The sequence below is a fragment of the Acinetobacter sp. Res13-Abat-PEC15-P4-01 genome (assembly GCF_015676285.1).
Classification (GTDB): Bacteria; Pseudomonadota; Gammaproteobacteria; order Pseudomonadales; family Moraxellaceae; genus Acinetobacter; species Acinetobacter nematophilus.
The window spans coordinates 1-14389 of sequence record NZ_JADAIN010000024.1; the positions used below are offsets into that span (position 1 = coordinate 1).

Here is a 14389-nt window from a genome sequence, read left to right on the forward strand (position 1 = left end):
CTATTCATTAGAATGATTTAATTATTATTAACAAATGTGTTTAGATTATACTCAAAAGTCAAAAAACTGTCATTGAAATTTTGTAAAATTTAATATTTTCTTATATTTATCAAAAATATAAAATAACTAAAGCCAAGTACAAAGATTATCCAACTTTCTAGACAATCTCATTTGTAATTGATTTTAGAAAGAATTTATTCAAAATCTGTATCACAATTATCAATTATTTTTAAAAGCTTTATCTCTCATTTTTGTATTCAAGATTACATAAAGCTTTATTTGCTGATTGGCTTTTAAACATTGATTAGCTGGTGAATAGCGATAGTCGGATGCACTCGATAAGAACAATAATCTTATGTTTATGCATCTGCCTCAACCAATGTTCTATGATTTCATCTTTATTGAAGAATTAACCTTTTTTGACGAGATAATGAAATTCTTTATTGCCCGCATCATCCAATACTTCTTCTTGTAGTATCAACTCATGTCCTAAATGCATACAAAACTTAGGAATATCCCAAGAGGTTGAATTATCTGTCGCAAAAACTTCTACGACATCGCCAGATTTAGATTTTCGAATTGCCTGATGCAACATCATTACAGGCTCAGGACAACGCAAGCCACGTGTATTTAATTGAATGTTTGCAGTAGGCAATGGCTCAGACATATCTCATCTCAAAAAAGCTAAATCAGCCCAAGATTTTAACACAAACTCAAATAATCAATAAGGCTTGTTATATCTCTGTAAAAATGACGCATGCATTCATCTATTTACCTTATTTAATAGATAGACATCTGTATTTTCTTCGGTATGATAAAAAAACATTTACTAGATATTAAGAGTCTTTAGGAAAGATCATGCACGAGGAATCAGGCCCATCGTGGGGAATGCGTGGCTTACGCAAATGGTTAGGTACAGCACCAGAAACCCGCGATGAACTGCTAAAATTAGTACAAGATTCACGTCGTTTTTTAGAACCCGATACTGTGGCAATGTTAGAGGGCGTGTTAGACCTTCCTGCTACAAAAATTCGTGAAGTGATGACGCCTCGCACAGCGATGGTGAGCTTGCAAGAAGATGACCAACTTCTTGATATTTTAGATGTGCTGATTGAGTCTGCACATTCACGTTTTCCAGTTTTCTCATCGGATCAACCTGAAAATGTGGTCGGGATTTTATTGGCCAAGGACTTGCTGCCATTTTTAACCAATCGCACTTCTGGTGTAGATGTCCATGCATTGATGCGCCAGCCTTTATTTGTCCCTGAAAGTGCGCGATCAGATCAAGTTTTGCGAATGTTAAAAAATACTCAGACCCATATTGCCATTGTCATTGATGAATATGGTTCAACTGCTGGCTTGGTGACTTTAGAAGATATTCTTGAAGAAATTGTTGGCGAAATTGAAGATGAGCATGACAATGCCGATGAAGAAGCACAATTTATCATTCCTGATACCACCCATAGCATCGCCAATGCATGGATTGTGCAAGCACTTACACCAATTGAACACTTTAACAATGTTTTAGATGCTGAATTTTCTGATGATGAAGTAGAAACTATGGGCGGATTGCTGCTTCAGGAAATTGGATTAGTGAGTGATCTTCAAGGTCAAGTGGTCGAACTTGAAGATTGGCAATTTACCATTGTTGAAGCAGATGCCCGCACTATTCATCTGATTCGAGCTGTACGTAAATGAGAGCATATTTTGACAAACTGTTAAATTCATCACAACAACAAAAACAATTGCCTCTTATTTTCCCCTTAGCCATCTCATTAATCTCAGGTGCAGTGTTTAGCTTAGCTCTTGCACCTTATTATTGGTGGTGGCTGGCGATTTTATCACCTGCTTTGCTGTATGCCTGCTTAAAAGGTCGCTCTCCTCGGCAGGCCTTTGCGATTGGATTGAGTTACGGCTTTGGGCTCTGGTTTGTCGGTGCATTTTGGCTTTATACCTCCATCCACGTTTATGGCGATACCAACGCTGTACTGAGTGTACTGATGATTGCTGTGATGGCTTTCGTGATGGGGCTGTTTACAGCGGTGCAGACATGGGTTTATCGCAGATTTTTCCCTGAAACTCCATTAACATTTACACCGCTTTGGATCATCTTTGAATGGTCTAAAACATGGGTGTTCACCGGTTTTCCATGGTTATTTGCCGGATATGCATTCACTGAACGATTCTTAGATAGTTATGCGCCTTTATTTGGTGTATTTGCGGTGTCTTTTGCCGTTATTCTTCTTGCCTGTGCCGTGGTCGAAATCCTGAATAGGAAAGTGTTTTGGGTTGTTCCTGCGCTTGTTGTTTTACTTGGCGCTTGGGGAGCTTCTTTTATCACTTTTGTACAACCGAAAGCTGAAAAACCACTCTCTGTATCGCTCATTCAGGGTAATATTCCTCAAGATTTAAAATGGTTAACCGAGTACCAAGTCAAAACTCTAGAAATCTATGTCAACTTAAGTCGTACTGAATGGGGTAGAGATCTTATTGTTTGGCCTGAATCATCCATTCCCTTGTTTCAAACAGATATTGAACAATTTTTGGATTTGATGGATCAGCAAGCCAAAAGCTCGGGTACAGCATGGGTAACAGGGATTCCTTATTGGGATTTGAAAGAATCAAAAAAGAATGGTTATCCAATGTACTACAACAGTATGATGGCTTCTGGTGCAGATTCTTCAGGGTTATACAAAAAACAGCGTTTAGTGCCTTTTGGTGAGTACATTCCACTTTCTGGACTACTCTCTTGGGTCTTGCCTGCTTTGCAGAACGATCCATCAATGAGTGGCTTTTCTCAAGGCGCATCGAATCAAAAACCTTTTAATATCAAAGGACATGATTTAGCCGCTGCAATTTGCTATGAAGTTGCCTACCCGAACCTCACCCGTCGCAATGCGATCAACAGTGACTTTTTAGTGACGGTTTCGAATGATGCGTGGTTTACAGGAACAGCAGGACCATTACAACATTTGCAAATGGTGCAAATGCGTGCCAAAGAGAATGGGCGCTGGTTTATTCGTGCCACCAACACAGGCGTAACCGCGTTTATTGACCACAATGGACATATTGTTAAACAAGCACCTGTAGATCAAAAAGCCGTTCTACGTGGGGATTTACCCGCAATGCAAGGTGAAACTTGGTATACCCGTTTTAGTGATTACCCGATTCTGATTTTATCAATTTTATTGTTAATTTTAGGTTGGTTTTATCGTCCTAAAGCAGTTGATATCAGTTTTAAATCACGACGCTAAAACAGTCCCCAATCGCATCAAAACACCTTCTCTATGCATCATAAAGGAGGTGTTTTTGGTACGGATATATCATAATGTATTAAAGTAACTTGGTCCCCAAAGGCACATCTAAATCTGGGACACACAAGGCAACATGCCCATCTTGATTATGAAAACCAGTGACCAAACACTCTGATTGAATAGGACCAATTTGTTTTTTAGGAAAATTTATCACAGCAACCACGAGCTTCCCAATTAAGTTTTCAGGCTGATAGAGTTGGGTAATCTGCGCACTGGATTTTTTAACACCGATCTCTACTCCAAAATCGACATGTAAAATATAGGCAGGATTGCGCGCTTTCTCAAACACCTCTGCTTGAATAATTTTTCCTACACGTAATTCCACTTTTACAAAGTCATTCCATTCAATTTGTTGCATTCGTTTTTCCCTCTTTCTATTCTTTGCTGTAAATACCCCCTATCTTAAATAGATTCAAATCCAACAATCTTATATAAAACAGACAATCAATCATTTAAAAGGGACAATTATTCAATTCATAAAATGTTTAAAAGGCGAATCTGATTCAATTATATGTCTCTATATCTGATCAGCCATTCACTGATTTTTCTTTCTACAGTTTCTCGTTATGTGCTACATTCACTGTGCTGATCATAAAGCCGTAAACGTTTACGTCAATCAACGTGCCAACATACCTCCAACAATGCTTGGAGCTATTTTTATCAAAATTTGAATATTTTGAGACGGCACTGGCGTTTGTTGGTTTACGGAGTAAAAAATGCAAAAACCTCAGTCTTCTTCTTTTCATTTAAGAAAAATTCCAAATCGTTACGCCTCAATTGTTCTGCCTTTTTTTCTGTCTATTATTATGACCTTTATCGTGTCATGTATTAGTACGTTGAGAAGCATGGGCTTCAACAATTTTTCCGCACATACTTGGATTTCAGCGTGGGGAATCTCTTGGCTGATTGCCTTTCCAGTATTGCTTCTGGTTTTATCGATTGTGCGTAAAATTACCACGCTTATTGTTCAACCATCTTGATTGAATAAAATTTTAGTTTTTAATCAAAATCGTTAAAACACAGAAACAAAAAAACCGAGGATATTTCCTCGGTTTTAACGTATTCATTAAATTTGAGCCACTAAATATGACAGCATAGCTGCTAGAAACAGCATTGGAACATAGCGGTATGAACGTACTAAATATTGTTCTAATAATGATGAGAATTCAGTTTTTAACTGAATCACCGTTAGATTTAAAGCATTATAAAAACTGATAATAGATAATGCACTAAATACGCTAATCGCCATAAACCCAATCATGATTTGACTGCTGGCATCGGCATTTTGCCAAAGGTTTAAAAAAAACTGGCTAATGGGTAATAAGCTCAAAATTAAAAGAACAGATTTGAGCATCGTCCAATGAAATTGGCTAATTTCATCTGATAATAATAATGCTTTCATCTCATCCTCCAAGCAATTTAAATTGCCTTGAGAACTATTATGCAAGCTTTTAACTAAATAAAAAGTCTATTTTTATTCACAATTTAACATTCTTGTAACTATCAAATATGGGAATAATTCTTACTATAAATCTCAAATATCAATTATTTTATGTAATTATTAAATTTCAATAACTTAAAACCTTTATATCAAATAAGAAATATTATCACTTCACTCCACATTTATTAACTCGATAAAGTGAAGTGATTAATTCCATAAAGTACTGTGAAAATACTTTTAATTTTAATTATGGCTGGTAATAAATATCGGCATCGTTGCCTTCACCGCCCTGTTTACCATCGGCACCAAAAGAATATAAATCAAACTTACGACCTTCTGAACCAGGAATGACATATTGAATATCATTGTCCCAGCTGTCTTTCGGATAACCACCTTTAACATAACCACCTGGCAACCAGTTCTTCGCTGTTGCAGGTTGGTTGACCAAGGCATCTAAACCACCTTCTTGGCTGTTCGGATAATGACCATTGTCCAGTTTATATTGATCAAGCGCACCAGCCACACCTTTTAAAGTAATCTTTGTGGTATCAACTTTGGCTTTTTCTCCGCGTCCCATCACATTCGGCACGATCAAAGCAGCAAGCACACCTAAAATCACAATCACAACCATCACTTCAATTAAGGTAAAACCAGACTGACGAGTCCCATTCATCTTACGTAGCATCTACTTACTCTCTATTCTTTATAAAAATAATTGGCTTAAATCATATTGTTCATATTGACGATTGGCAACATGACCGCAATTACAATCACTAAAACAATACCCGCCATAAATACCAACATTAACGGTTCCAATAAGGCCAATAAAGTTGAAATAAATGAAGATACTTCTCGATCCTGCATATCCGATGCACGACTTAACATTCGATCCAACTCACCAGAAGCCTCACCGCTTTTAATCATTTGTACCATCATTGGTGGGAAATAACCACAGCGCTCCAATTGCGTTGCCAAATTCCCACCTTCTGTCACTTTTTCAGCAGCAACATTGACTGCATCACGAATGAACCAATTACTACTCACGGCTGCACCAATTTTTAAAGCATCGACCAACGGCACGCCTGATTGAGTGAGAATGGATAAGGTACTGGCAAAACGTGCGGCATTTATACCACGGGATAATTTACCAATTAATGGCAGTTTGAGTGTTAAACGATCAAAAGCATAATGCCCTGCAGATGTTCGCAAGAAACGAATCAATAAGAATATCCCCACCACACTGGTCACCAACATAAATGGCCAAGCCTGTCGGATAATTTCACTGGCTTTCATCAAAGCCACCGTAATCCAGGGTAAAGCCTGTTTGCTTTGATCAAAGGTTTTGACGATGTCTGGAACGACATAGGTCATCAAGCCCATAACGATTGCAAAAGACATAAACATCAGAATAATCGGATAGATCATTGCACCTTGAATTTTCTTTTGCATCGCAAAGCGGTTTTCAGTGTAGTCTGCAAGTTGGTCTAAAATTAAGTCTAAATGCCCCGAACGTTCACCCGCAGCAATTGTCGCAATATATAAATCAGGGAAACGCCCTATTTGTTGCATCGCTTGTGCCAAGGAATGCCCTTCTAGAACTTTGGAACGTACAGAAAGTAAAAGATTTTGCACGTACACTTTTTCACTTTGCTTGGCAACGGCACGTAAAGCTTCCTCAAGTGGAATTGCAGCAGCAACCAAAACGGAAAGCTGACGTGTCATGAGTGCCAAATCATAGGCTGAAAATTTACGTTGAAACAAACCCGAACTTTTATTTTTGTCTTTTTGTTCCACAGCATCTACGCTTACGGGAATCCATTCTTTATCCCGTAATTGTTGACGGATTTGACGTGCTGAATCGCCTTCTAACACGCCTTTGTGCTGCTTTCCTGAAGCATCAAGCGCAGTAAATTGATATGCTGGCATTGTTATGCTCTAATTTTCCCAAATTTTTTGATTACGCTGTTGCGTCATACCCTATAAATCATTCATATTCATGTCTATCAATGACGGTTACACTCTAACACAAGCCGAATATGGACATGAAACAATTTCATCACAGCCTCACTAAATTAATGAGCCACTGAATTTAAAATGCCGAATACCATTGCCACACCACAAATTATTTATCGAGTTCAAGTTGCTGTTCCAGTATATTTGAATGACTGTTTTGACTATCAAGTGAGTGCTGAACAGTATGCACAAGCGGAAGTCGGTGCACGGGTAGCAGTGTCTTTCGGACGACAAAACCTTGTTGGCGTGATTGTAAAAAAAATATCTGTTGATGAACCTGTGGATTCGCATTTTAAACTCAAAACAATTACTGAACTATTAGATGATCACGCCATTCTAGACAGTAAAGTTTTAAATTTATTGACATGGTCATCACAATATTACCAATTTCCAATTGGTGAAGTGATTCAAACTGCCCTCCCCACACTATTACGCCAAGGTAAACCTTATGATTTACTGGCACGTATTTGGAAAGTGATTGATTTAAATGCTGAAGACAAAGTAAAGCGTTCCGAAAAACAGCAAGATGCCTATAAAATTCTTAAACTGCATCCGAAAGGGACACAGGAAAATATCCTAAATCTGAGTGGTATTGAAACAGCAACATTAAAAGTGCTTGAGAAAAAAGCAATTATTCAATTTGCTCTTGAACCACAAAATATTGAGCCTGAGCCAGTTCAATTGGCACAGATGCCACTTACCCCCAATGAAGACCAAAAGAAAGCCATTCAAACTATTCTAAAAGCCCAAAAGAAATATCAGGCGTTTTTGTTGGATGGTTTAACGGGAAGTGGTAAAACCGAAGTTTATTTACAAGTAATGCATGAAATTTTAAAACAAGGCAAACAAGTGCTTGTTTTGGTTCCTGAAATTGGCTTAACCCCGCAAACCATCAGCCGTTTTCAGTCACGCTTTCATTGTAATATTGCATTACTTCACTCCGGTTTAAATGACAGCAAACGTTTACAAGCGTGGCAACATGCTCAAACAGGTAAAGCCTCCATTATTTTGGGTACGCGTTCTGCGATTTATACGCCTTTGCCGAACCTCGGTTTAATCATTCTGGACGAGGAGCACGATCTTTCATTTAAGCAACAAGAAGGCTTCCGCTACCATGCCCGTGATGTTGCGTTATATCGTGCTCATCTAGAAAATTGTCCGATCGTTTTAGGATCTGCCACACCCAGTATTGAAAGTTATTATCTGGCTCGTCAAGAAAAGCTGACGCGTATTGAATTAAATCAGCGTGCAGGCGCCGCGATTATGCCGAAAATGCACTTGATTGATTTAAAAGTTGCAAAGAAGCAGCATGGCTTAAGCGATGTTCTCATCAGCGAGATTAAAAAGCGTTTAGAGAAAAAAGAACAGGTCTTAATCTTTTTGAATCGTCGGGGTTACGCACCTGTATTGATCTGTGAAAGTTGTGGATGGCAAGCCAACTGCCCAAATTGTGATGCACACTTTACCTTACATGTGAAACCTTATCAGCATTTACACTGCCATCACTGTGGGACGATTAATCGTCTGCCCGATGCCTGCCCACAATGCAACCAACAACAATTAAAACCCATCGGTATGGGAACAGCAAAGGTTGAAGAAACCTTAACTGAATTATTCCCTCATTTTCCCGTACTTCGGGTTGATCGGGATTCAACCAGCCGTGTCGGCAGTTGGCAGAAAATCTATGATCAGATTCAAAAAAGCGAACCTACGATTTTACTTGGCACTCAGATGCTCGCCAAAGGACATCATTTCCCTTATGTCACCTTGGTTGCGATATTGGACATTGATGCAGGTTTACTCAGTGTCGACTTTCGAGCAACAGAACGTACAGCTCAATTGATTATTCAAGTTGCAGGTCGGGCAGGTCGTGGAGAAAACAAAGGTGAGGTCTATTTACAGACACTTCGACCTGATCATCCTTTATTAAATACCTTGATTCACAACGACTATCGAACCTTTGCCAAGCAAACTTTAAAAGATCGTCAAGCGGCTTTGCTTCCTCCTTTTCGCTATGCCAGCTTGATTCGGTGTGAATCCAAGCATCAGGAAGAAAATTTAAAGTTTTTGACTGAAATGACGCAATTGCTTCGTCAAATGTCAGAAGATCGTTTAATTGATATTTGGGGACCGATTCCCGCTCCGATGGAGCGTAAAGCAGGTCGTTATCAGGCACATGTGGTTTTGCTTTCCCAAGATCGGGCAAAGATGCATTTTTATATCCATCAATGGTGGCCAGTATTGTTGCAGCAAAAACCATCTACAATGAAAGTAACGATTGATGTTGATCCGCAGGAATTGAGTTAAATGATTGAAGAAGAAAGTTTTGTATAATGATAGGCATAACAGACTTAAACTTATGTCAATCTGATTCTTCAATCAAATATGAAGAATTGTCCAACTTATACTTTTGTTTTTCAAATCGTACTTAAATAAAGCCATTTGAAATTTTTATGAAAATTCATTTATATCTCTATAAGATGCAATGAATTAACTTTTGATGACTGAAGATAATCTGACTGTTGCTCGTATTTGTAAGCAGAATGCTCTTGATTCAACGGAGTATAAAAATCAGTAAAGTCATCTAAAATATCCAGTATCGATATGCTTGCCAAAGATGTTTACTGATGATGTTCTTCAACAATTTGCATTCATATTGAGAAAGTTGCTCCATTGAAAGCCGATCAAGTACTTTAATCTCAATAAGAAATATCATGAAATCTTTAATTTGTTCATATGGCTTGAATTATTTTAGAAAATGACTGATTTGCGCTGTTTGAACATTCAGTTCAAAACTTTATATTTATTCCTGAGATTTCAGATCTTTTATTTTTGGTTAATATAAAAAGCATTTTCTCAATAAATATCTCCAAGTCAGTCACAAAATCAAGCTACAATTTCCTGAGAAAGAAAATAATGTAAGGCACGTGAATGTCATTGTTACTCCAAATCACCATTTTTCTTGGTGCAGCTCTAATCCTTGTTCCTCTCGGGAAAAAATTCGGCATTGCAACTGTGCTGGGTTATTTATTTACAGGAATATTGCTCGGTCCAAGCGCACTGAATATTGCCAATGACCCGGAAGAAATCATGCATCTCGCTGAGTTTGGCGTGATTCTGCTGATGTTTCTGATTGGTTTGGAACTTCGTCCGCAGCGCTTATGGGAAATGCGTCAGTCGATTTTTGTGATGGGGAGTTTACAGGTCATTTTGACAGGTGTGGTGCTGATGGGCACTCTCTTTTTGCTCTTTCAACAATCACTTCCAGCCAGTTTTGTTATCGGCTTTGCTCTAGCATTGTCATCAACTGCTTTTGTTTTACAGCTTTTGGAAGAAAAACAACAGCTGAACACCACTCACGGTCAACAGTCTTTCTCTATTTTGCTTTTTCAGGACATAGCTGCTATTCCCCTGCTTGCGATCATTCCGCTTTTGGCAGGCAGTGAATCCAGTCATCATGGCGTAGCTTACTTTGCTGCGATAGTGGCAACATTCACAGGTTTATTTCTATTTAGCCGTTATGTCATGCGTCCATTTTTCCGTTTTGTGGCAAAAAGTGGGGCTACAGAACTCATCACCGCAGTAGGATTGTTTATCGTTCTGGGTGTAGTTTTATTAATGGATACTTTGGGGATCAGCACAACATTAGGTGCATTTTTAACAGGGGTATTGCTGGCAGACTCAGAATTCCGTCACGAACTTGAAGCCAGTATTGCGCCATTTAAAGGCTTATTGCTCGGTCTTTTCTTTATGACGGTGGGCATGACTACACAGATCTCATTAATTCTAGACATGCCACTGTTGATCGTTGGCGGGGCAATTGGTTTAATCCTGATTAAATTGCTGACCATGCTTGCCATTGCACGCTATAAAAAAATGACTTGGACCAACAGCTTGATGGTTGCAACCTGTTTGGCTCAAGGTGGTGAATTTGCATTTGTGGTTTTGAATGTCGCCAAGAGTGAAAAAGTACTTACTGAAGCAATCTTGGAACCGATCACCTTGATTGTAACGTTGTCTATGATTTTCACACCCATTGTATTTTGGCTGGTAAGCAGTTGGCTATTGCCTTTGATCAATAAGAATACTGCACCTAAATATGATGATATTCCCAATGAGCATCCTGCCTTAATTATTGCGGGATTTGGTCGGGTTGGACAAATCGTCGCACGTTTAGCACGTATTCGTCATTTTACGTTTACCGCAATTGACAACAATCTACAGCAAATTGACTTTGTTCGACGTTATGGCGGTACCTTATATTATGGTGATGTGACACAACCTGATCTATTACGTTCAGCCGGGATAGAACAGGCCAAAGTTTTTGTTTTGGCGATTGACGATGTTGAGGACTCAATGAATGTTTCTCGCCATATTCTATTGAACTATCCTCATCTGACATTATTGGTGCGTGCTCGTGACCGTTATCATATGCACTTGCTTCGAGATGTGGGTGTAAAACATATATGGCGCGAAACGTATTTAACCTCTTTGGGTATGGGCTATCGAACACTCTGTGAATTAGGCATGAGTAAAGAAGAAGCCTATAAAAGTGTAGAATTGTTTAGAAACTATGATGAAGAACTTTTGGCACGCCAACAGCGCATTTATACTGATGAGCAAAAAGTTTTTGAAAGTTACCGTGATTTCATTTCCGAACTTGAACACCTATTTGAAAGTGATGCTCAAGTAGAACATCAAAATTTAGAAAAATATAAAGATATGCCGGATCTGGATGAATCAGGTCTAGAACGACCTGCAACTCAAGCTGAAAAAGCATCTCCTCAGTATGATCGTATCAATATTGCACGTGATGACGAAAATTAACTTTAAGAAGCAGCGTTTTTAGGGTGAAATGAACTTGTGATTTATAATATCGTCACCATCTAAACAGGGATTTGGAGAATTTTATGTCTGATTTACGTCAACGTTTTTATATTGAAGATAGCCCTGTGCGTGGTGAGATTGTGCATTTGGATACTGCTCTACAAACCATTTTGTCACAACGTAATTATGCGCCTGCTGTGCGTATCTTACTCGGTGAAATGTTGAGTGCTACTGCATTGTTGGCAAGCACATTAAAAATAAAAGGACGTATTAGCTTACAAATCCAAGCCCAAGGTACATTTAAATGGGCAATGGCGGAGTGTAATCATTTAGGTGATGTACGTGCACTTGCAGATTATGAAGAAGATCCACACTTTATGTTGAGTGAAGACAGCAGTACAGTGTTGAGCACACTGCAACAGCCTGTTTTATTTATCAACATTGAACCTGAATTCGGTGAACGCTATCAGGGGATTGTTCCTCTGGATCAACCTACCCTTGCCGGTTGCTTGATGCAGTACTATGACCTTTCTGCACAAATTCCAACACGTATTGTATTGGCAAGTACGCATCACAATGCGGGGGGATTACTGATTCAGTTATTACCACGTAATAATGAAGAAGAACAACAACGTGTAGATGAAGATTTGTGGCCACGTTTGATTATGTTGACCCAAACCCTTAAACCTGAAGAGTTAACCGACTTAACGGCACAAGAAATCCTTTATCGTTTATATAATGAAGAAGAAGTGCGTCTACCTGATGTTGAACAGCTTCAATTTAACTGCACTTGTTCACGTGATAAATGTAAAAATGCATTGATTCAAATTGGTTTGGATGCAGTGAAGGAAACTTTGGAAATCCAAAATCCAATCGAAATGGATTGCCAATTCTGCAATAAAAAATATCAGTTCACGGCAAAAGAAGCATTGAATCTCTTTGGTGAGCATTTAAGTTAATTAATCGACATTCCATGGATTTATATTTGTTTTTTAATCCTTTAACCTATTGATTTTAATTTAAAAAAGAGCAAAATATTTTGCTCTTTTTTTATTCTATCTCAATTCATCACAAGGATGTCCAATGAAAATAAAAGCACACGTCATGCTCAGTTGCCTACTCTTTACAGGTTTAACCCAAGCAGCAGATCTTACTGGTAAATGGAAAGCGATTGATGATAAAACTGGCTACTCTCGAGCAGACGTTGAAATCAGTAAAAATCCAAATGGTACTTATAGCGGTAAAATTTATAATACCCGCCCTTTACCCAACAGCCCTTTAGTGGGTTATTGTCATAAATGCAAGGGCAATCTTAAAGATGCACCCATCGTTGGCTTGAAAATTATTGATGACTTTAAACAAAGCCCAGATAATCCAAGTGAATACGTTGCAGGGCATGTTCTCGATCCACTATCAGGCAATGTCTATTCAGGCAAAATTAAAATTAATCCTAAGGGCAACCGATTAACGCTGCGTGGATATATTGGAATTTCATTATTGGGTCGATCTCAAACTTGGGTCAGAATTGAATAATTGCTTTGAATTTGTAAAAAGCACTTCGGTGCTTTTTACAATCTCCCCCAATAAAACCTACATGTTCAATATTTTTTAAAGGTATTTATTTTTCGATGAATATTAGATTGACATATAGCCTTATCCCGTCTTATGCCCTTTTTATCCTAAAACATTTTTACTCACTATGATGCCTAGATGACTCAAAAATAAGTTTTGAAACAATAACCACACTAAGTTGCTCTTCCATCTGTCTAAAAAAAGGCATAAAAATAGAATAAAGTTAAACAAAATAATGACCTGAACTATGGCAAAAAACTATTACGAAGATTTAGGTGTTTCTCGAACTGCAACACCAGATGAAATAAAAAAGGCATATCGAAAGTTGGCTCGCAAATATCATCCTGATGTGAGCAAAGAAGCGGATGCTGAAGCAAAAATGCAAGCCATCAATGTGGCTTACGACACTTTAAGCAATGAAGAAAAGAAAAAACAGTATGATTTTGAGCTAGACAATCCCTATGCAAATGCCGGTGGCTTTGGTGGACAATCCTCAGGACAGGGTGGTTTTGATGGCAGCCAGTTCCATCGCAGTTATAGTCAAAGTGGTGGACAGGATTTCAGTGGATTTGAGGACCTGTTTGGTCGATTTGGCAATGGCTTCGGTGGTGGTCGCTCACAGGATTTTGGTCAAAGAGGCGCTCAACAGCAACGCAGTTATCGTGGCGAAGATCAACATGCCAGCATTCAAATTCCTGTAAATATTGGTTATGAAGGTGCAACCCAAAGCATTACCCTGCAGATTCCCACTTACAATGCTTATGGTGAGCCTGAAGTACAGCGTAAAACATTACAGGTTAAAATCCCGAAAGGTATGAAAGAAGGACAGCAAATTCGTCTCTCCAAACAAGGTCAAGCGGGTATCAATGGTGGTGAAAATGGTGATCTGTATATTGAAATTCAATATCAAGACACAGACCGCATTCGCGTTGAAGGGGCAGATGTTTACTACACGGTTGATATCACACCTTGGGAAGCAGCGCTTGGTCAAAGTATTGAAATTGACACCCCTGCAGGTAAAGTCAAAGTGACGGTGCCTAAAAATGCCAAAAATGATCAACAGTTACGTCTAAAAGACAAAGGAATACCCAATAAGACACCAGGGCATCTTTATTTGGTGATCAATATTGTTTACCCCAAAGTCACGACAGACCAACAGCAAAAAGCATATCAAGATTTTGCAGACGCTTTTAATGACTTTCACCCACGTTCATAGTTTATC

Annotated in this window: 13 protein-coding genes; 8 read left to right on the forward strand and 5 right to left on the reverse strand. The window is 38.6% G+C overall.

Translation table 11 applies throughout. From position 1 onward, the window contains the following. Nucleotides 1-409 precede the first annotated feature (409 nt). A complete protein-coding gene (gene tusA / locus IMO47_RS10155) occupies nt 410-667 on the reverse strand; it encodes a sulfurtransferase TusA (protein ID WP_196076989.1) in 258 nt (85 codons plus the stop codon). 191 nt (nt 668-858) lie between these two features. Between tusA and IMO47_RS10160 the strand changes: the two genes are divergently transcribed. Further along, a complete protein-coding gene (locus tag IMO47_RS10160) occupies nt 859-1698 on the forward strand; it encodes a CBS domain-containing protein (RefSeq protein ID WP_198426922.1) in 840 nt (279 codons plus the stop codon). Further along, nucleotides 1695-3254, forward strand: coding sequence for an apolipoprotein N-acyltransferase (lnt, locus tag IMO47_RS10165; RefSeq protein WP_196076990.1), 1560 nt, complete (start codon nt 1695-1697; stop codon nt 3252-3254). Before IMO47_RS10160 ends, lnt begins: the two co-directional genes overlap by 4 nt. A gap of 79 nt (nt 3255-3333) precedes the next feature. Here lnt and IMO47_RS10170 read toward each other — a convergent pair whose 3' ends face one another. Continuing rightward, the gene (locus tag IMO47_RS10170) at nt 3334-3672 is read right to left on the reverse strand and encodes a tRNA-binding protein (protein ID WP_196076991.1); all 339 of its coding nucleotides are present in this window, start codon (nt 3670-3672) and stop codon (nt 3334-3336) included. A gap of 358 nt (nt 3673-4030) precedes the next feature. Here IMO47_RS10170 and IMO47_RS10175 point away from each other — a divergent pair, with 358 nt between their 5' ends. After that, nucleotides 4031-4294, forward strand: coding sequence for a DUF2798 domain-containing protein (locus IMO47_RS10175; protein ID WP_196076992.1), 264 nt, complete (start codon nt 4031-4033; stop codon nt 4292-4294). Nucleotides 4295-4380: 86 nt separating this feature from the next. On the opposite strand, the gene IMO47_RS10180 is transcribed toward IMO47_RS10175, so the two are convergent. From IMO47_RS10180 to gspF, 3 genes are all read right to left on the reverse strand, one after another. After that, complete coding sequence (locus IMO47_RS10180; RefSeq protein WP_196076993.1) at nt 4381-4716, reverse strand: hypothetical protein; 336 nt, start codon at nt 4714-4716, stop codon at nt 4381-4383. 286 nt (nt 4717-5002) lie between these two features. Continuing rightward, nucleotides 5003-5440, reverse strand: a complete 438-nt coding sequence (gene gspG, locus IMO47_RS10185) for a type II secretion system major pseudopilin GspG (RefSeq protein ID WP_227552167.1) — start codon at nt 5438-5440, stop codon at nt 5003-5005. Between the two features lie 35 nt (nt 5441-5475). After that, entirely contained in the window at nt 5476-6681 is a 1206-nt protein-coding gene (gene gspF, locus IMO47_RS10190) for a type II secretion system inner membrane protein GspF (protein WP_196075508.1), read from the reverse strand. A 168-nt stretch (nt 6682-6849) separates the two neighbouring features. Between gspF and IMO47_RS10195 the strand changes: the two genes are divergently transcribed. From IMO47_RS10195 to IMO47_RS10215, 5 genes are all read left to right on the forward strand, one after another. After that, entirely contained in the window at nt 6850-9075 is a 2226-nt protein-coding gene (locus IMO47_RS10195; RefSeq protein ID WP_196075509.1) for a primosomal protein N', read from the forward strand. Between the two features lie 624 nt (nt 9076-9699). Beyond that, nucleotides 9700-11595, forward strand: coding sequence for a monovalent cation:proton antiporter-2 (CPA2) family protein (locus IMO47_RS10200; protein ID WP_196075510.1), 1896 nt, complete (start codon nt 9700-9702; stop codon nt 11593-11595). A gap of 83 nt (nt 11596-11678) precedes the next feature. Continuing rightward, nucleotides 11679-12554 (forward strand): Hsp33 family molecular chaperone HslO, encoded by an 876-nt coding sequence (locus tag IMO47_RS10205; protein WP_196075511.1) that lies wholly within the window; start codon nt 11679-11681, stop codon nt 12552-12554. A gap of 124 nt (nt 12555-12678) precedes the next feature. Next, entirely contained in the window at nt 12679-13128 is a 450-nt protein-coding gene (locus IMO47_RS10210) for a DUF2147 domain-containing protein (RefSeq protein ID WP_196075512.1), read from the forward strand. 286 nt (nt 13129-13414) lie between these two features. Next, a complete protein-coding gene (locus IMO47_RS10215; protein WP_196075513.1) occupies nt 13415-14383 on the forward strand; it encodes a DnaJ C-terminal domain-containing protein in 969 nt (322 codons plus the stop codon). The last annotated feature ends 6 nt before the right edge of the window (nt 14384-14389 follow it).

Bases quoted from the DNA above. Each gene is read 5' to 3' on its own strand.
- tusA (WP_196076989.1), bottom strand. From the start codon at position 667: ATGTCTGAGCCATTGCCTACTGCAAACATTCAATTAAATACACGTGGC.
- IMO47_RS10160 (WP_198426922.1), top strand. From the start codon at position 859: ATGCACGAGGAATCAGGCCCATCGTGGGGAATGCGTGGCTTACGCAAA.
- lnt (WP_196076990.1), top strand. From the start codon at position 1,695: ATGAGAGCATATTTTGACAAACTGTTAAATTCATCACAACAACAAAAA.
- IMO47_RS10170 (WP_196076991.1), bottom strand. From the start codon at position 3,672: ATGCAACAAATTGAATGGAATGACTTTGTAAAAGTGGAATTACGTGTA.
- IMO47_RS10175 (WP_196076992.1), top strand. From the start codon at position 4,031: ATGCAAAAACCTCAGTCTTCTTCTTTTCATTTAAGAAAAATTCCAAAT.
- IMO47_RS10180 (WP_196076993.1), bottom strand. From the start codon at position 4,716: ATGAAAGCATTATTATTATCAGATGAAATTAGCCAATTTCATTGGACG.
- gspG (WP_227552167.1), bottom strand. From the start codon at position 5,440: ATGCTACGTAAGATGAATGGGACTCGTCAGTCTGGTTTTACCTTAATT.
- gspF (WP_196075508.1), bottom strand. From the start codon at position 6,681: ATGCCAGCATATCAATTTACTGCGCTTGATGCTTCAGGAAAGCAGCAC.
- IMO47_RS10195 (WP_196075509.1), top strand. From the start codon at position 6,850: ATGCCGAATACCATTGCCACACCACAAATTATTTATCGAGTTCAAGTT.
- IMO47_RS10200 (WP_196075510.1), top strand. From the start codon at position 9,700: ATGTCATTGTTACTCCAAATCACCATTTTTCTTGGTGCAGCTCTAATC.
- IMO47_RS10205 (WP_196075511.1), top strand. From the start codon at position 11,679: ATGTCTGATTTACGTCAACGTTTTTATATTGAAGATAGCCCTGTGCGT.
- IMO47_RS10210 (WP_196075512.1), top strand. From the start codon at position 12,679: ATGAAAATAAAAGCACACGTCATGCTCAGTTGCCTACTCTTTACAGGT.
- IMO47_RS10215 (WP_196075513.1), top strand. From the start codon at position 13,415: ATGGCAAAAAACTATTACGAAGATTTAGGTGTTTCTCGAACTGCAACA.